Source organism: Candidatus Uabimicrobium amorphum, from assembly GCF_009002475.1.
Lineage (GTDB): Bacteria > Planctomycetota > Uabimicrobiia > Uabimicrobiales > Uabimicrobiaceae > Uabimicrobium > Uabimicrobium amorphum.
Genome location: NZ_AP019860.1, coordinates 4,601,645 through 4,620,314 on the forward strand (window position 1 = coordinate 4,601,645; position 18,670 = coordinate 4,620,314).

At 40.7% G+C, this 18,670-nt stretch carries 10 protein-coding genes and 1 pseudogene; 5 read left to right on the forward strand and 6 right to left on the reverse strand.

Going from position 1 to position 18,670, the window contains the following annotated elements; translation table 11 throughout:
* Window positions 1–6 precede the first annotated feature (6 nt).
* Complete coding sequence (locus UABAM_RS16735) at window positions 7–2,181, reverse strand: S1C family serine protease (protein WP_151969155.1); 2,175 nt, start codon at window positions 2,179–2,181, stop codon at window positions 7–9.
* A 394-nt stretch (window positions 2,182–2,575) separates the two neighbouring features.
* Here UABAM_RS16735 and UABAM_RS16740 point away from each other — a divergent pair, with 394 nt between their 5' ends.
* The 3 genes from UABAM_RS16740 to UABAM_RS16750 all read left to right on the forward strand — a co-directional run bounded on the left by UABAM_RS16740 (window position 2,576) and on the right by UABAM_RS16750 (window position 6,371).
* Window positions 2,576–5,056 carry a protein kinase domain-containing protein gene (locus UABAM_RS16740; protein WP_151969156.1) on the forward strand — a complete coding sequence of 827 codons (2,481 nt, stop codon included), beginning with the start codon at window positions 2,576–2,578 and terminating at the stop codon, window positions 5,054–5,056.
* Between the two features lie 8 nt (window positions 5,057–5,064).
* Window positions 5,065–5,514 carry an ankyrin repeat domain-containing protein gene (locus tag UABAM_RS16745; protein ID WP_151969157.1) on the forward strand — a complete coding sequence of 150 codons (450 nt, stop codon included), beginning with the start codon at window positions 5,065–5,067 and terminating at the stop codon, window positions 5,512–5,514.
* A 278-nt stretch (window positions 5,515–5,792) separates the two neighbouring features.
* Window positions 5,793–6,371, forward strand: coding sequence for a hypothetical protein (locus UABAM_RS16750; protein ID WP_151969158.1), 579 nt, complete (start codon window positions 5,793–5,795; stop codon window positions 6,369–6,371).
* Window positions 6,372–6,447: 76 nt separating this feature from the next.
* On the opposite strand, the gene UABAM_RS16755 is transcribed toward UABAM_RS16750, so the two are convergent.
* Both UABAM_RS16755 and UABAM_RS16760 read right to left on the reverse strand, forming a co-directional pair.
* The gene (locus UABAM_RS16755) at window positions 6,448–7,041 is read right to left on the reverse strand and encodes a hypothetical protein (RefSeq protein WP_151969159.1); all 594 of its coding nucleotides are present in this window, start codon (window positions 7,039–7,041) and stop codon (window positions 6,448–6,450) included.
* A gap of 42 nt (window positions 7,042–7,083) precedes the next feature.
* Window positions 7,084–8,811: an FG-GAP repeat domain-containing protein gene (locus tag UABAM_RS16760; protein WP_151969160.1), complete on the reverse strand. Its 1,728-nt coding sequence runs from the start codon at window positions 8,809–8,811 to the stop codon at window positions 7,084–7,086.
* 352 nt (window positions 8,812–9,163) lie between these two features.
* Between UABAM_RS16760 and UABAM_RS16765 the strand changes: the two genes are divergently transcribed.
* Window positions 9,164–10,435 carry a phenylacetate--CoA ligase family protein gene (locus UABAM_RS16765; protein WP_151969161.1) on the forward strand — a complete coding sequence of 424 codons (1,272 nt, stop codon included), beginning with the start codon at window positions 9,164–9,166 and terminating at the stop codon, window positions 10,433–10,435.
* An 11-nt stretch (window positions 10,436–10,446) separates the two neighbouring features.
* Entirely contained in the window at window positions 10,447–12,372 is a 1,926-nt protein-coding gene (locus tag UABAM_RS16770; protein ID WP_151969162.1) for a S9 family peptidase, read from the forward strand.
* A 259-nt stretch (window positions 12,373–12,631) separates the two neighbouring features.
* On the opposite strand, the gene UABAM_RS16775 is transcribed toward UABAM_RS16770, so the two are convergent.
* The 3 genes and pseudogenes from UABAM_RS16775 to tnpA all read right to left on the reverse strand — a co-directional run bounded on the left by UABAM_RS16775 (window position 12,632) and on the right by tnpA (window position 18,625).
* Window positions 12,632–16,672, reverse strand: a complete 4,041-nt coding sequence (locus tag UABAM_RS16775; protein WP_151969163.1) for a serine/threonine-protein kinase — start codon at window positions 16,670–16,672, stop codon at window positions 12,632–12,634.
* Window positions 16,673–16,966: 294 nt separating this feature from the next.
* Window positions 16,967–18,184, reverse strand: a complete 1,218-nt coding sequence (locus UABAM_RS16780; RefSeq protein WP_151969164.1) for an RNA-guided endonuclease InsQ/TnpB family protein — start codon at window positions 18,182–18,184, stop codon at window positions 16,967–16,969.
* Window positions 18,181–18,625, reverse strand: a pseudogene (gene tnpA / locus UABAM_RS16785) (IS200/IS605 family transposase). The gene UABAM_RS16780 and the pseudogene tnpA overlap by 4 nt, the downstream one beginning before the upstream one ends.
* Window positions 18,626–18,670 lie beyond the last annotated feature (45 nt).

Below are 18,670 nucleotides of genomic sequence, written 5' to 3' on the forward strand. Positions count from 1 at the left end.
GTTTTTTTAGCGACTTCCAATCGTAATCGGTAGACTGAACTCATTGTTGCCGCGTATGACGGTAATGGTTGTTTTACTTTCCGGTTTAAATTTTCCCACGGCCTTCAGTAAACTTTCCACATCTTTTACAGGACTACCACCAAGGTCTGTAATGATGTCTCCCGCTCTTACGCCTGCTGTTTGCGCAGGTTTTCTAGGAACAACATAAGCCACTTTGGCTCCTTGAGGATGGTTTTCCACCTGTACACCAATGAATCCCTTTGAAGATGATGATTTCTTTTCTTTGCTACCACCACCAAATATATCTTTAAGAAGATCATCTAAAGGATCGCTTTTCTCTTCCTCTTCACCATTGCCTAAAAAGCGACGCAATACTTTGCTAAGGCCGTCTTCTTTCGGAATACGAGGCTTGTATTGATTTGAAACGGCAACGACTTTACCAGACTTTAAATCAGGCAATACTTTCATAATCGATGAAATAGGGATTGCGAAAGCGGTACCACGATAAAAATACGCGACGTTTAGACCAATCAGTTCACCTTTCATGTTGACAAGAGGTGTTCCAAATTGTTTCTTTTCAAGATTGGTATCGTGTTGAAATACTCTGTCGTATGCACGTACTGGACTTTTATTGGGTTGGCCAAACATGCCGAAAAGGCCCAATGTTGGTACACGGCGATTGTGAGAAACTTGTCTGTTTTTTGCACTGAGCATTCCGGCGTTGATGATTCCTTCGGCTGTTCCACCAGAAACTAACCATTCGCCGATATGTACATTTTTGTCGTCACCTATTTTCATTGCCTTAAGCGGTTTTCCGGCGCTTATTTTGATCAGCGCTACGTCCAAGACACCATTGCGTCCGCGAATAACACCAATGTGCGTACGACGTGTACCATCTTGCATTTGTACATCAACAGCACCTTTTACTTTGTTGAGTATGTGATTTGCGGTTAGAATCCATCCGTCTTCCGAAATAACCACACCGTAACCATATACTTTGCGCCCTTTGCGAATTTTTACGGTGGTTTCCATGAGTTCTAAGCCTTTGTACACGAAATGACGACGGAAATAGTTGTCGCGTGAATAAGACTGTGAAGAAATGAAGACTGGTATGCGTATTTTTTGTCCGTCGCGCTTTAATGTCAAAAACACTTTTCCAGTGCGCGGGGCTGAGGCAACAATACTTTTTAGATCGTCGCGTAGTTGTAGGGGGATTCCGTTTGCGCGAGTGATGACATCTCCGGTGCGTAAACCGGCAAGAGAACCAAGTTTGTTTACTTCTACATGGGTAACTTGTAGACCTGCTGGTTCTACTTCGCGCACAACAATACCAAGGTTTGGTTTTTTCTTGGGCATTTGTTGTGTACCGCTAAACATTTTGAATAGTTTGCCAATGGGGCTTTTGTCAAAAGCCTTCATCATATCGTCAGGAGATAAATCTTCCTGCATTTCCATGAAGACGTCGAATATATTTCCCGGTGAACGTCCTTTTACATTGCGTCCAGCGGTCATTGTTTCTAGATCGGTGACAATTTCGTTGATGGGAACGGAAAAAGCGAGTTCGTTTACCAGCATAATAGCACCGTTGATGCCTATGAGTTTTCCGTCGAGATCAATCAGTGGTCCACCAGAGTTTCCCGCAAAAATAGGAACATCTGTTTGAATCGCATCATCGTAAAATTTTACGCCCATTTGGATAGGGAGTTTCTTGTGAAAGCCACGGATTCGACCACAAGCAACTGCTGGCTGATCATCGAAGTACGGACCACCAGGATGTCCGAGAGCGACAACCCATTCAAGCATGTCTAGTTGGTCAGAGTTTCCGTATTCAAAATAGGGAAAATCTTTACCTTTGATTTTGATTAACGCGTAGTCGTTGACGGAGTTTAATCCTAATTTTTGCGCCGGGTATTCACGTCCATCAGAAGTGACAACAACAAGAGAATCTCCAGGTTCCACAACGTGGGCACACGTAATGATAAGCCCATCTGAAGATACCAAGGCCCCCGATCCATATCCTTGACGGTCACCAATAATAATGCGAATTCCCACAGTACGGGCAATTGCATAGTCTCTTATTTCTTGCACTTTCTTAGACACAAGATTAATATCAGTTATTGGTTCCTTCGCAAACAATATAGTCGAAAACACTACCAACAAAACTATATATATTTTTTGCATAAATTTCTCCTACCTTAATCGCTATGCCGTGAAATTAGGGAAACCCCTAACCATCAATCTGTATGTCAGCTAAGCGTTTCTTTGATTTCTATTGAGATCGTTTTACAAAGAGTGGTTATTTAAGTATACGTAAATAATCGCAGTGAAGTTGGAAAAAAGTAAAATATTGTACCCACTCAATATCGAGCCCGACTCTGATCCCGTTTCCGATGAATGAAGCAAAGCTTTAGGAAACGGTATAGGACCGAGAACGTAATCTTTGCGCACCTAGTATTCAGTGTGCACTATCCACATAATTTTTACAATAAAAATTTTTACGCGAAATGTCGCAAATTTGCTACAATATGCGTCTCGACGCTATGACTAAACCTGTTTTGCCTGTTAGGAAAAATCTATGAACATCGTGTGTTATAACAATAAATGCAAAGCAAAAAATCCCGAACATGCCACATGGTGTCTAAAGTGCAACAATCTACTCGTGTTGGCCAAACGCTACAAAGTGGAAAAATTTATTGCCCAGGGAGCTATGGGGAAAGTTTATCTTGCCGAAGACCAAGAAACAAAAGGTAAAGTAGTTGTAAAAGTCTTGCAATCAGGATCTGCACAGCGCTTTTCCGAAGAAGCACGTTTGGGAAAACGCGCTTTTGAACACAAAGCCAAACACCTTGTTCATGTCTTGGAAGAGCTTGAAATTGCTGGCCGTAAATTCATCATCCAGAATTACATTCAAGGGGGAACACTGCAACAACTTTTAGAAAATGAAAATGATGTGGTTCTGCCATTTTCACGCAAACTCGCCATCGCCGCAAACTACGCCTCTGCCCTTGAGGAAATGCGTTCTATGGAAATCGTACATCGCGATTTGAAACCTGAAAACACGATGGTGGGAGATGATGATCATATTACTATTCTCGATTTTGGATTGGCCAAAGATGATTTTTCTCTTACTTTGACCACTCAAGGGGAGGTGATGGGAACCTACTATTACATTGCCCCTGAATCGCTGCAATCTTCACATAACGCTGATTTTTCGGCAGATATTTTTAGCGTAGGTGTTATTCTCTATGAAATTTTCCACGGACGTATCCCCCATGATTTTTCTTTAGTAGATGAGTTCTATGATACCCCCAATTTCGTTTATAAATTGCAAGATTTAAAACGAACTGCGCGTATCTACCCTGCATTTCCTGGGGCACCACAAGAGGTAAAGAAACTACTAACAGAACTCATTAACAAATGTTTGAATCCCGACCCAGGAAAACGTTGTGCCAGCATCTACATGTCGAAAATACTCAATAAATGCATAAAATGCTACGACGACTACATCGGGCAACAGATCAAAAATCTTCCCGATGATCGCGAACAATTACTTTTCGGTCTACATCACATTCCTTACGTGGGAAAATTGTACGCGAAAAGTACCAAGCAAATCCAAACACGCATCAAAGGTATTGTCAAACATCGCCAGTTCCAGCGTCAGGAAAACCAGCTCAATAAAGCCGTCGCCAAATTACAACAAGAAAACGAAGCGTTAAGCAAAGCAGAAGCGAAGCTCAAATCACAATTGGCCGAAAAACAAAAAGAAAACGAAGAACTAACTCTAAAGCTCCGCGAACTAGACGCTGACGAACAACAAAAAAAAGCCGAACACAGCTGTGATTTGTTCGAGAAAGAGCATTTAAAGACGTGGCTGCAAGACACTTCTTTTTGGGAAGGAAACGCGGTATGCAAAGCGCTATATGAGGGACAACTAAAAGAAGGAAAACCCATTGCCCGCGGTAAATGCGAATTTTTCTACGGCGGTAAATTACAGTTTCTATACAAGAGAAAAAACTTAGTCTACGAAGGCGAATGGTACGATGGTGTACCTCATGGACAAGGCTCGTTTGTATGGATCAACGGCGACAAGTACGAAGGTGAAGTAAAAAACGGCAAGAAAAATGGTCGCGGGCGTATGACTTGGGCATGCGGATCGGAATACGTTGGTGAATGGAAAGACAACCAAAGGCACGGTTGGGGGACATACGTTTGGGGAAACGGTGATGCCAAAAAGATAGGTGATAAATACACCGGGCAATTCACCAACGACACGATCTCAGGTCACGGCACCTTATTGTTTGCCAACGGCGAGAAGTACAGCGGTGAGTTTCACGACGGTGAACGCACCGGGCACGGAACATTTGTATGGAATAGCGGCGAAAAATATACAGGTGAATTTCGCAACGCGAATATCGTGGGCCAAGGAATGTATCTATGGCCCAACGGTGATGAGTATGTAGGAAGTTTTTACAACGGTGAGAGAACTGGTTATGGAACCTTTACTCACAAAGGTGAGCGTTACATAGGTGAATTCAAAGACGGACAAAAAGTAGGTAAAGGCACATTTATCTGGCCCAATGGCAATATCTACGAAGGCGAATTTAGAGACAATGGCATGAACGGTCATGGAACGCTCACTTGGGCGGGAGGCAATAAGTACATAGGTGACTTTAAAGACGGTCGTAAAAATGGCGAAGGTACACTAACCACCGCCGAAGGCGACAAATATGAAGGCCAATTTCGCGATGACCAAAAAAATGGCCAAGGGACCTATATGTGGGCCAATGGTGATATTTATGTAGGCAAATTTAAAGATGACCAACGAAACGGTCCAGGAACATTCATGTGGGCCAATGGTGATAAGTTCGAAGGTAAATTCAAAGACGACCAAAAAAGTGGCCATGGGACGTTCATGTGGGCCAATGGCGAAAAGTACGTTGGCAAGTTTAAAGACGACAAAAAACACGGTCATGGCATTATCTACGAATCTGACCAGTCTGTTAAAGTCAAAGGCGTTTGGGATAAAGACGTGTACAAACGCGATTCATTTTTATAGGAGACATCATGCGCACGTTATGTATTATTCTGGCACTAATCGCCACCTCATGCTCTTTCGCACCACGTGGCTATGAAAATTTGCAGAACCAGCACGACTATGACAACGCATTCGTTCGCGCAGTAAGTGATGGCAACATGGATGCGATAGAGTACTTACTTCCGAAAGTAGATGTCAACATGTCCGTAGTGCTAGAAGGCTCCCCAGTGGTAATTGCCGTAAAAAATGAAGACGCCGCTGTAGTCAAAAGACTAATCGCTGCCGGAGCCGATATAAACGTTCCCGACAGCGCCGGCAGTTACCCCATTCACATAGCCGTGCACAATAACAACGCCGAAATCGTGCAGCTTTTGATTGTGGCAAAGGTGAATCTAAACAAAAAAAATGGCGAAGACAAAACCGCACGACAAATTGCTGAAGAAGAGAAAAACACGGAAATGATGGGTTTGTTGAAATAACACGCAGGTATTTTCGCATGAAAATAATCTACCTAAAGTACAGTGCGTTGTAGGGGCTGACCTTGTGTCAGCCCGCTCCCTCAAATACTTATAGATAAACGTTTCTTTACTACTTATTCATATTGATGCCCTCACCATTGCTTTGTGATTTCAGCATTTTTGTCCCACAAAGCAAGCGAATTAAGAATACCTAAACACAAAAACAGAAAGAAAACCAATGGCCGCAAAACATACATTCATTTCCTATCGGCGCTCGGGTTTTTGACAGGATTAACAGGATGGTAAGAAGAAGAACATACAAAACGTATGATGTCGCTGCGCGAACGGCGTCTTTAGCGTTATTTGCAATTTTGATTGGTCTGTCAATCGAATTTGGTATTGAGCTTATTTTGCGCAAATCGGCTAAGTTTTATACCTATGTCAATTTTGCGACCTTTTTAATTACCGCTGCGCGCTTTTATCACGGCATTACCATCTACCACGAAAAACCTCGTCGCGAATCTCCTGCGCAGTTTATGATTAATTTCTATTTCCACATTATTATTCTCATGAATTTTTGTATTATCGCGCGTTTTATTAGTAGTCCGCGAAGTTTTGTTTATGCATTGTTGGTGTTGTCACTTATCGATGTGGTGTGGGCATTTTTGTCGTGTGCATTACATAAATTTCAACATGTTACCATTTTTAAAGTGTGGCTAAGCCTAAATGTCGGCTCTGCGGTTTTTTTATTCTTGATGTTGTGTTTTTCTGGGATCAGTTACCAATACATTAGCTTGTTGATCTTCGGCTTTTATGTGGTGATGGCCGCATTGGATTACTATTTTTGTCGCGATTATTACTTCTATGAAGAGGTTTAACGGAGAATGGTGGAATATAACGACTTTGATACAAAATTTGGGCACAAAGCGGTTGGCTTATGTATACGGTATTTAACTACAATCCGGGCGCTTTTGTAAATTTATGATAATAAAAATACTCGTAGGGAGAGATTTCATCAACTGTCTCAGATCCCTCTTTATTATGACAATGTGGACAACCGCAACCTTTGCTAATCACTCCGTTACACCCAGGACAATCTATTGGTTTTTCGCCGAGATCTGGTGTTAAATAAACATCCCCACATTTCGAACAAACCAAAACATACGCCTGATAAAATCCACTTGTACCCATCTCTGTGTATTTTCTAGAGCAAGCTTTGCATTTCTTAATCGTAACATTTACTATAGGACCACGAAGATTTACAACTTCTCTCCACTCCTCTTCATCGTAAAGGTATGAAATGCTATCTCTTCTATATTCCAGTATCTTTTTTACCAAGGATAAAATGTAAGGCAAGATGTCTTTGCGTCCCGGCTGAAACGAGAATGCTTCTAGCCATTCTTTGTATACTACATAGAGGCACGAGCCTAATTTGAAAGATTGGCCAAGAACTTGTATCGGATTCTTTACCGTTTCATCACCTTTTATCTGTTTTTCTAGCAATAGGATAAAATTTTTCGCCTTTTCTTGCCTTTCTTTTTTCTTCACAGTGGTTCTTCTTTACTCTCAAATTTTTATTTGTGGACAAAGTTATTTAGCTTCGATCGCTTCCTGAAAAATAAAATAGTGGCCACTTGCACTTCCCCAGATGGGATTAATGAATAAGTATCCACCGATAATTTTTTGTTTACACATTTTGCCTACAGTTGTAAATGCCACAAGGTGACTGCGTACTTTTCCATTTCCCACTTTTACCGAGCCACCTTCCGGGGAGTAGAAGAAACTACTTTTGACTTCTATTTTTGGTCTAGGAGTGGGATTGACTTCTTGCCAAATGTGATACGTCCCTTCTAAGCTAAAGCCTACTGTTGTTACATAAACGTGTCCTCCGACAAGATCATGTTTAATGTAACCGGCACGCTTCGATCCTCCTGGGTATAATAATTTGTACTCTACGACACCGCCATTGCCCAATTTTTCTGGCATTTTGGGGATAGTTCGCACTTTTCCCGAGATAAATTCAATATCGCGTCCTTGTTGGCGAAATTCATTGGTGATACGCGCAATAACCTTTTCCATACTTCTTTGCAAAATAACAATTTTGTTATGCTCGTAGCTGGAAACAATGATTTCGCAAATACCGTCTTCATCTAAGTCGGCAACTGCCACGCCTGCCTGAGCCATGTTGTCCATTAGCACTTTTGTTTCAAAATGTCCGGGCTGAGTTTGCTCTAAAAGAAAGATTCGCGAATCTCCATCGCCAGAAACAACAATATCTTGCAAATGGTTTCCGGTGACATCACCGCATTGAAAAACACCTGGGGCTGCTTGTGGTGCTCCCCACGGAGATGGACGTGATTTAATACCTTTTGATATGAGTTTACGCGACCATGGTTTGGTTAAATTCTTATAATCACTAGGGACTTCGTACATAAAAATACCTTCTGTCGGTCCCTTTGGCTGATCGTGAGTATTCACGTGATTGGACAATACCGCCATTGTTTGACCATTGTGACAAAGATTGTCGATAATGCTCAGTTGAATACAAGGTCCTACGCCGTTTTCGATGATATGTTTTTCCCACTTGCCAGAACCTTTATTTTCTAGCCAAGCGGCGGAAGCACCTTTGGCAAAATATTGGGCACTAATGATGTCTAAATCACCATCATTGTCGAGGTCTCGCAATGTGGGAATGCTACCAAGGCATGAGTTCATAATAGTGGTGGGCTTTTGCGCGAATTTAGCTTCGCCTAAGCCTTTGAAAAACTGAACTTTGGCTTCACTTTCTCCCGTGAGGCCTTTGAACTCACCAACGGTCACCATATCGTGTATTCCATCGTTATCTATATCTTCATATGCAACATAGTGGTAGAACAGCTTTTGTTCTTTGCAAATAACATGTGTCTTCCACTTGTTTTGCCCAAGGTTTTCGAACCAACGTAGTGCGCCGGAATGATAAGGCGCTGTGGCTAAAAATCCTGACGGAAGAATGATATCTAAATCGTTGTCACCATCGATATCAATAATTGTCGTATCGTTGGGAAAGGCAATGTTTTCTGAGCCAGGAAGGTAAAATTTTTGCCATTTATTGATGCCGTCTTGCCTTTTATAGATGGAAACAAAACCAGCTCCCAAAGGGCTTGAATCGGCGAAGACCGAAACCACTAGTTCATCGTGACCATCGTTGTCTAAATCGGCGACATGAACCCAGGCCGGGTTTTTGGGTGTGTCGTCAACGACAAACATGTTGTAGTCATTATGGATATTTTGTGCGTATATCCACGCTACCATAGCGACTACGAAAATAAACTTCTGCATTTTTTCCCCATTCTAAATCAAATTTGTAAGTATCCGTTTATTATATAAAAAGTTTTTCAATCCGGCAAAGATTTTACATGTCGTGAGAATTGTGATAAATCGTAACTGTATTGTTATTGTTTATTTATTTTTTCAATGTAGGATTTTTGCTAAAATACATACAAATATCTTGTGTTGTGGGGCGGTGGCGTTTGATAAGTTTATCTATCTGTATTTGAGGGAACGGGCGGACACAAGGTCCGCACCTACACGCACTGTGTAAAAGATTGATGAATTTTATATGGTGTAATTATGCTATATCCTACACAAATTCGTCTTTAACCAAATAAAACAAATCTCAACGGTGACAAATATGCAACAGTCAAAACAGGAATATCTTCCACGTGCAGAATTGCGAAAACTTCAATTAGATAAATTAAATGTGATGTTGCGTGAAATTTTACCGCGCAATGCGTTTTACCGCGAAAAATTTGGTGATCAGCTTCAACTCTCTTCTTTTTCAGAACTACAAAACCTACCCTTCACGACTAAGCAGGAGCTACTCGAAAATCAAAAAGCTTACCCGCCATATGGCTCCATTCTTACATATCCTGTATGTGATTACGTGCGTTTTCATCAAACAAGTGGTAGTTCGGGTGTGCCGCTAAAGATATTGGATTCCGCTAAAGATTGGCAGTGGTTTCTCGAATGTTGGCGTATGATTTACCATGCAACGGGAGTTCGCGAAGATGACGTGGCTTTTTTTGCGTTTTCCTTTGGACCGTTTATTGGTTTTTGGGCAGGGTTTGAAGGAGCACAGAGTTTGGGGCTGCGGTGCATTGCCGGTGGGGGAATGAGTAGTGTTGCGCGTTTACGCGCGATCCTTGACAACGAGGCAACGTACCTCTGCTGTACGCCAACGTATGCTATGCGACTTTTACAGGTAGCGCGCGAGAATAATATCGATGTAGCCAGTTCGAAAGTACGCGCCCTGGTTGTCGCCGGAGAACCAGGGGGAGCTGTGGGACCACTGCGTGAGACGTTGAGTCGCGGTTGGAATGCGCGGGTATTTGATCATACGGGGATGACGGAAATTGGTTCACTGGGAATTGAATGTGTGGAAAATCCTGGATACACGCATTTGTTGGAAACGGAGTGCATTCCCGAAATTATTCACCCTGAGACATTGGAGGTTTTGCCTTTTGGAGAAGAAGGTGAATTGGTACTTACGAATCTTGGACGTTGGGGATGTCCGCTTATTCGTTATCGAACCGGGGACTTGGCTGTTTTGACGGACGAAACCTGTGTTTGTAAGCGTACATTTTGTCGTATGGTAGGTGGTATTAAGGGACGTAAGGACGATATGATTTTTATTCGTGGTAATAACGTGTACCCTTCTGCCATTGAAAATATTGTGCGTGAATTTGCCGAGATCGAAGAGTTCCAGGTCGAGATTGTCAATGTGAAGGAAATGACGGAGATTACGATTAAAGTAGAGTGTGAAGTAGCGGAAATTATGGAAAAATTGTCGGAAATAATTCAAAATAAATTACACTTTCGCGTGCAAGTAGAGGTTGTTTCGCGTGGAAGTTTGCCGCGTTTTGAAATGAAAGCCAAAAGGTTTGTTTTTAAAAATCGAAAATAGGAATATATATCATGAGAAAGTTTTTATGTTTACTTAGTATAGCGATATTTTTTTCGCTGTGTTTTGCGCAGGTTCAAAGAGTGCGTGAAGAAGGAAATTTGCGCCTGGAAAATGTACCTGAGATTCCGCAGCAACTGATTGATAGCCGCTTACGTTATGAGAATACGCGTTCAGCACGATTTTGTGGATGGTTGCCAAACAATAAGGGAATGCTCATTGCGACGCGTTTTGCCGAAACTACTCAGTTGCATGTTGTGGAAAAGCCAGGGGGAGCGCGTAAACAAGTTACATTTTTCGCAGAACCTGTACGCGGTACTGCTGTAAGTTCTAATGGGCAAGTGGCGTTTAGCAAAGATGTTGGTGGGTCAGAGTTTTACCAAATCTTTCATTTCGATCTCGATACCGCAAAGTACGAAATGATCACAGATGGCAAATCGCGTAATAGTGGCATGTTGTGGTCAAATAAAGGCGATGCGTTTGCTTTTTATTCGACACAGCGCAACGGACGCGATTCGGATATCTATATCCATGTTGCTGCAACAAAAGAACAGTATATGACGATGGAAAGTAAGGGACTTCGCCTTCCTCTTAGTTGGTCGCCGGATGATAGTAAGCTTTTAATTCTCGAATATATTTCCATCAACGAGTCGCGATTGTACATTCATGAAATGGTGTCTGGAGAATCACAACAACTCAACCCTTCTGAGGAAAAAATAAGCTATGGCGATGCGGTGTGGTCGCAGGATGGCAAAGGAATTTATCTGACTTCTGACTTTGCCGGTGAGTTTCGTCAATTGTACTACTACGACTTAGAAAGTAAAACATTCACTAGTTTAACAAAAGACATTTTGTGGGATGTTCAAAGTGTTACGGTGAGCAAAACAAATAGTGTCGCATTTACCACCAACGAAAATGGTATGACCCAAGTGTACATTTATAATACGACAACGCAAGAAAGAAGTAAGGTAAACGTTCCCGTGGGAACAATTGGTGGCCTTGGTTTTGACAACAGTGGGGAAAATCTCGCGTTGACGATTAATACTCCACAAACGCCAGGAGATATATTTTCTTATAACTTGAAAGACAAAAGTTTACAACGCTGGACGCATAGTGAAGTGGGAGGTCTCAATACCGATAAATTTGTTACACCAACTTTAATTCACTACCCAACGTTTGACAAATTCGGAGACAAAGTACGGGAAATTCCTGCATTTTATTACCGTCCACGAGGTAAAGGTCCTTTTCCTGTAGTGGTTTTGATTCATGGGGGACCAGAAGGCCAGTATCGTCCGCGTTTTAGTTCAGGTATTCAATATTACTTAAATGAATTGAACGTGGCAGTAGTTGCTCCGAACGTTCGCGGTTCCGCAGGATACGGTAAGAGCTATCTCAAGCTAGACAATGGTTATAAGCGCGAAGATTCGGTAAAAGATATTGGCAAGCTCCTCGATTGGGTTGCCGCACAACCTGAACTCGACAGCAAAAAAGTTTTAGTTGCCGGAGGATCATATGGGGGTTACATGGTTTTGGCGTCCATGATTCATTTTAACGATCGTTTGAGTGCTGGTATCGATGTTGTTGGGATAAGTAACTTTGTGACATTTTTGACCAATACCAAAGAGTACCGTCGCGATTTACGTCGCGCCGAGTACGGCGACGAACAAGATCCGAAAATGAAGGAATTTTTGATGAAAATTTCTCCGACAACCCAAGCATACAAAATCAGTAAGCCCATGCTTATTGCACAAGGGTTGAACGATCCTCGTGTTCCGGTGAGCGAAAGTGAACAAATGGTGGAGATGATTCGCAAAAACGGTGGGGAAGTTTGGTACTTCTTGGCAAAGGATGAAGGCCACGGGTTCCGCAAGAAGAAAAACGCTAACTACTACCAGTACACAGCGATACTCTTTATGCAAAAGTTTTTGTTGAATAAGTAAGTTTGTCGATCATTAACTATATGGATTATCTCGTAGTGAATACGAGATAGTCTAGTTTTTAGAGTCCTCTCAAGCACCGTTAGGGCTAGGTTTTTGAATCCACCCCAGGTTGTCATCCCTGGCTTGACCAGGGATCCAGGCGTTTACAAGTCGATTTTATATTGTGGATTCCTGCTTTCGCAGGAATGACAACCGGGGGAAACTTTAATACGATTTTCTAAGCGTTTTCGTGCCACATCCGTCAATATAATAATAACTCTTATTTCAATTGTTCCATAATATCTGGGTGACTACCCTTTACCAATTCTAAAAATTCCTCACGACTTATGTTTTCATATCTCCATCTTTCACGCCGATATAATTGATACATATATTCCAGCATGGTTTTTGCCATAAATAGATCATTCAACTGAATGTAGGCGCGTACTATTTGTAGATGTTGTGTGAAAACTTCTTTAAATGGTGAATACTCTGTTGAGCGAATGAGAAAGTTTTTTTCATACATTTCTAATGCTTGAGGATACTGCTTTAAGGTGTAGAAAATTTTACCTATGTGAGTGGTTAAAAATGGAGAGGTAATTTTTATTTGTTGTAGATGGTTATATATTGTTTTGTCATCACCTTGTGCAATTAGCGTGTCTAGGAGTTTTAATGTGTATAAATCTTGTAAATGACCCGCGCGGTATTGTTTGTCTAGTTGTATGGCTTGCGTTATTTTTTCAATTTTTTGATCTGGAGACTCACATAGCGCTAAAATAAAAATGTATAGATCGTTTTTGGGATCTAGTGTATGCGCCTTTGTGATCCATTTTTTGATCTTTTCGTATTTTTTGGGAAACTTTTGTTTTTTGTGTTGTATGAAGTTTTCCAAACGAGAAATATTTTGATACAACAGCGAATCTATGGATTGTTCTGCTAAATCCTGCCCGAATTTATGGTTTTTATTGTTTTGTGTCCAAAAAGTGATCACCGCTAAATAAAACCCTTGGGCGACACCCTTACGAAGATGTATGTCTTGAGAGCTAAAAGCTTTGTTATACCATTTGTGACGTTCTTTTTCTGAAGTAAAAGCGATGTAGGTGCTAAGTGCCGACATGCGTATGCGGTTGTCTTTGTGATGAATAAATTTTTGCGCCATATATTTTCGTTCACCGCTACTTTGTTTTTGTATAAACGGTATTTGGAATTCTTGAGAAATGTTAAGTTCTTGGTGCAATTGGTAAATAAAGTATGACAGCAGGTATGGATCTTTTTTGTTGCTGATTTCCGCTATGGTAGGATGTATACCCAGCATGGATAGAGTGTAAGATATTGTACATTGCGACAAGGGAGGAAATGTATGCAATTGTTGTTTGAGTTGCTTAAAAAAAGATAGTGCATGCATGATAGCTTGGGGATTTTTTACTTTTTGTATGCCGCCAAAAAGTTTGGTAAAAAATAAAATTACACTAAAACTGTGTTCCACATCCGTGAATGACGCATAATTTTTTTTGTACACAGGGTGGTTAAAAATGACAGTTTTGCGATTGGGAGAAAGAGTCCACATGAACAGAGCTGATAGACGTACTTTGTCCGAAGAAGATTGTAGACAATCGTCAATTTCATTGAGTAGGTTTGGTATTTGATAGCGGAAGGTTCGTGGATAGGAAAGCACTATTTCGCGTATACTATTGTTGGGATGTAGTAACGCTTTTCTATATAAGGGAAGATATTCTTCATTTTTCTGTAGATGAAGACTTCCCCAAAACATATAGTTTGCAAAAGCACACTGATGGATGTCTTGTGACTGAATTGCTGATACAATAATGTCCCGTACTTTAGGATTTTCGCGTAAGATAGATTTTCCCAAAAGCCCATGCAAACTCGTTGCCGCTGATAGAGCTACTCGGGAAGACTTTTGTCGCAGTAAAAATAGTAATAATTTTTTTTCTGCTAGGGGAAGTTGTGTGCCTTTCTCGTCTTCGTATCGGTAGTAGGTATCTTTTCGTTTGGCTTCGTGACGAACATACATGTTTTGTGCGACGACAACTTGTAAAAACTCCCTTTGACGATCAGATTTGATTTGTATATTTGGCAATGTAGAAAAAATATCTATCTTGGCTGCGAGATAGTTTTCGCGCAAAATGGCACAGCATAGAATTCTTAGTATTGGATTCTCTTTGTTGTTAGTTGCAATCTGCACGAGAGGTCTGAAGCCACAGCTGTGTAGACAACCTTTTACTAGCAAGTACTGTGCGAACACGTTGCTTTTGCTACGCAGCATTTGCAAAAATTGTTTGGTGCTGATACGCGGAAGTTTGTGCCAACTGTTATGAATTTGCATATAGGTTAACTGATATAGGATATGTCCACGCAGTTCACGTCTTCTTAGGTTGCGCAATTTTTTTTGTATTTGCAGAAAAAATTGGACACTTTGCGGCGATAGTTTTTTCGAATCAAAGGCTTTTTGCATTTCTTTATCGAACGTTTTACTATATCGCAAGCTAGACAACGCTTTTGTTACCGTATAACGTAATTCTTTATTCTTTATGGGGATTAAAAAATTCTTGATTGAAGCGTTGGCGTTTTTTGTTCCCTCTTGCCAAGAAATGTAGGATTGCTGATAACGTTTCCTTAGCCTGATCCATAAATTCGTGTAGAAGTCCGGGCGTTTGGCTTCCCTTTCTATAATACTTTCATGCATTAGTGTGTGGAAACACATCTTGCGCAAACGTGGCTCGTAGTAAGGGATTTTTTGCATTAACTCCATTGCCTGAGGATTATATCCTAGCAAAAAAGACTTTTTCAGGTAGGTGAACGCATGGTAGTACTTCTTTTTCTGTAAGCTGATCTTTGCTAGGGCAACCATGTATTTACTAACACTCGGTGACAGCTCTACACAACGCTTCCAATACTTTTCGGCTTTGTCAACGTCATTGTTTTGTTGATAGATCTTTGCAATGAGTTCAAGTAAGGAAATATCATCTTGAAAGTCTTTTATGGCGATTAAAAAGCATTGAAGAGCACGGGGAACAAATTGTTGTTGTAGATAGCATATACCTAAGTAGTAGTTGTATTTTGCGTTTTGGGGTTTGGCGGTAACTAATTTTTGAAAAGACGCTTGTGCCTGTTTGTATTGACGCCTTTGATAAAAAATAAGCCCATGATAATATGTTGTTTCCTCCGACTTTTTTAGTGTTGTGAGTATTTTTTTTGATTCTTTATAGCGTTGCTCTTGGTAAAGAACTTTGGCGACTTCAAACCTTTGTTGTGGAGTTAATTTTTGTATATCTTGTCCAGGAAGAGGAGCTTCGTTACGTAGGGCTTTGACTATTTTTTGGAAGTGTTGGCGGCGTTTTTTGTCTTTTTCGCTCAATTCGATTGTTTGTGGTCGATTATGGCTAAATAAAAACCAAACACCCATCAGCAATAGACCCACAGAACTAGCGAGCAATAAAAATGTGGGCAAAGAATAATTGTTTTTTACTTTTCCACCACACAAGAACGTTTCGACATCGTTCATCAAACTTTTTACCGTTGTATAACGGTAACGCTTATTGTGGTGTGTGGCATTGTTGCATATGACCTGTAGATTTTTGTCTAACTCTGGATTTACTTCTAAAAGAGCAAGGTAGTTACCATCTTGTATACGACACGCCACTTCAAAAATGTTGCTACCTTCAATCATCAATTTACCACAAAGCATTTCATAGAGCATTGCCCCCAAAGCATAAATGTCCACTTGGTGATCAATTCGCGAGCGTTTCCCCGAGATTTGCTCCGGAGCCATGTAATTAGGTGTTCCAATAATTTCACCGCTTTTGGTTAGGTCGAATTGCTCGTTGTCTATTTGCTTTGCCAAACCAAAGTCAATCACATACGGCTTCCCCGAATGATCGATAATAATATTGGCAGGCTTAATGTCACGGTGAACGATACCCTGGCGGTGTGCATAATCAAGTGTCGCACAAAGTTGCAAGAATATGTCTATTTTTTGCTGCTGCGATAACGCGTTTTTGCGTAAGTACACATTCAAAGGATGGCCGGAAATATACTCCATAACGATGTACTTGTGATTATTTTCAATTCCCGCGTCAAATACTTTGGGGATACCAGGGTGTTGTAATTGGGCAGACACTTTCATTTCGCGGAGAAAACGCCGGTTACTTTTCGCAGAAGAATTTGCCTGAGAAAATTTGATGGCAACAACTCGTTGAGGAGAAAGTTGTTGCGCTTTGTAAACAACACCCATGCCACCGCGACCTATTTCTTCTATGATTATGTAATTTTTCCACTGTTTATTGAGTAGCTCCGACCCCACTTGTTTTCTCCTCGAACGATTTTTTCTATGAGTCTCTATTTTATTAGCATTTTTTTCATTATAACGTGTTTTTGCTTTGGAGGACAGTGAACCCTCCCGGCTTGAAGAAGCCGGGGCTTCCAAAAGCAAGAGATTTCAAGGAGTATACATCAAGTAATCACAGACGGTCATCCACAAGAACAACCTCATCCACGAAGGATGCGCATCATTCCATCAGTACTCCTGACAACTGTAGTACAAATGAATCAGGGATGGTTACCGGACTCTCCTACAGGCTCGGAACAGAGCTTTCTACTACTTTTTGCCGCAAGCGGCAGGCCGTAGATACGTTATTTGTTTGACATCTATCTCCAAATTTTGGATAGAGCCATATTTGTGAAGCGATAGTATATTTTTAGCACCATGAATATCACGATGCTCGCGATAACCACAGTGACAACGATATACTCTACCAGAAGGTTTCTTTTTCCGGTGACAGACAGGACATGTCTGAGAAGTGTATGCTTCGCTTCGGCAAACTAACTCAATAGAGTTAGCAGCTAGTTTGTATGCAAGGTAAGTGAGGAGAATGCCAAAAGACCATTGGCTGAGTTTTTGACTGACTTGACGTCGACGTCTTTTTTTATTGGGATTTGCTTTTTTACGAGCAGAAGTGTTGCGTTGTACTCCCTCAACATCACCAACAACAACCGTTTTGACCTCATTTTCTTTGGCCCACTTGAGAAAGTTGTGACTGGTTTTATGGAGAATATCTTGTTGTTGTCGGTCAGTTTTATTAGTGATTGAGTGCATGGCTCGTCTCAGCTTTCGGTGGCGTCTAGAGCCTTTTTTAGTACGAGAGAGTTTCTTTCTTATTTGACTATGCTTTTTGTTTCTCAAACGTTTGATGGAGCGCAATTGTCGTGCGGTGATAATTAGAGACTCTCCATTTTCAGTGACACTTGCAATTGAGTGAATCTCTCCCATATCAATTGCAGCAATAGTTTTACTATTATTTTCTTTGGGATGATACCCATCTTCATAGGTAATTGCTAAATGTAATTTACCACTGTACACCAGTTCTATTTCTTTGATCTTACCACTTGGAAGTTTATCGACTTTAACAGAAAGCGGTTTTCGCCTTTTACCATCTTTGATTCCCATAGAGAAAGTAATTTTTCCTTTGTCATAGTCAATATAAAATCCATCTTTAGCCCATTTTGTTGGAAAATACTTTTTCTGTTTGTAAGGATAGCGGTTTTTATAGCCTTTTTTGCGTGCTTCGCGTGCAGCATTTCTGGCATCAAGATACTTATGGCACACAGCTTGAATCGACTGAGAGTGAAGAGGATATTTGCGTTTTGTTGCCTGTTGCAATTGTGTTTTATTGATCCACCTGCCATTATCTTTGCTATAGGCTTTTGATATTTTCAAACAGTCATTGTATACCTGGGCACTTATTCGATTGCAATTGAAAAGACGAGAGAGACTTTCTTTGTTCGTTTGAAAAGGTGTCTTCTTTACTCTTATCACTGACCGTTTGCCTTTCTTTTTTTCTCTCCCTGTGTTTGAATATAACTTTTAATGACTTCAAACGGTTCCTCCGGTACTGATCAAACAATAACTTTGTGACCAGAAGCACTCTTTCCATAATTTTTCTTTTACATGAGGATACTCTTTTTTGATAAGTCTCGAAGATGCACTTTTGAAAGCACCGATATACTTTGATAAAGCGCTCTTTGGATGGGCTTTGAATAGAATGTGCATATGATCTTTCTCGTGATTTACTTCCAAGAAATTTATATGATATCTGTTTCCTATGTACTCACCTATTTCTCTTATACGACTTACCATTTGTTTGTTCAATACTTTTCTACGGTATTTCACCACCAATACCAAGTGGTAATTCAGATTGAATACTGAATGATTATTTGTATCTAAAGTCTTTACTAATTTGTTATATTTTTCTTTCATAAGTGAAAGAAATTTTATCATTCCTTGAATTTGCTTTCAAGCATT

What these genes read in the sequence shown, in the direction of transcription:
- UABAM_RS16750 (WP_151969158.1), top strand. Translation starts at nt 5,793, where the DNA reads ATGGTAAGAAGAAGAACATACAAAACGTATGATGTCGCTGCGCGAACG.
- UABAM_RS16740 (WP_151969156.1), top strand. Translation starts at nt 2,576, where the DNA reads ATGAACATCGTGTGTTATAACAATAAATGCAAAGCAAAAAATCCCGAA.
- UABAM_RS16770 (WP_151969162.1), top strand. Translation starts at nt 10,447, where the DNA reads ATGAGAAAGTTTTTATGTTTACTTAGTATAGCGATATTTTTTTCGCTG.
- UABAM_RS16735 (WP_151969155.1), bottom strand. Translation starts at nt 2,181, where the DNA reads ATGCAAAAAATATATATAGTTTTGTTGGTAGTGTTTTCGACTATATTG.
- UABAM_RS16765 (WP_151969161.1), top strand. Translation starts at nt 9,164, where the DNA reads ATGCAACAGTCAAAACAGGAATATCTTCCACGTGCAGAATTGCGAAAA.
- UABAM_RS16760 (WP_151969160.1), bottom strand. Translation starts at nt 8,811, where the DNA reads ATGCAGAAGTTTATTTTCGTAGTCGCTATGGTAGCGTGGATATACGCA.
- UABAM_RS16745 (WP_151969157.1), top strand. Translation starts at nt 5,065, where the DNA reads ATGCGCACGTTATGTATTATTCTGGCACTAATCGCCACCTCATGCTCT.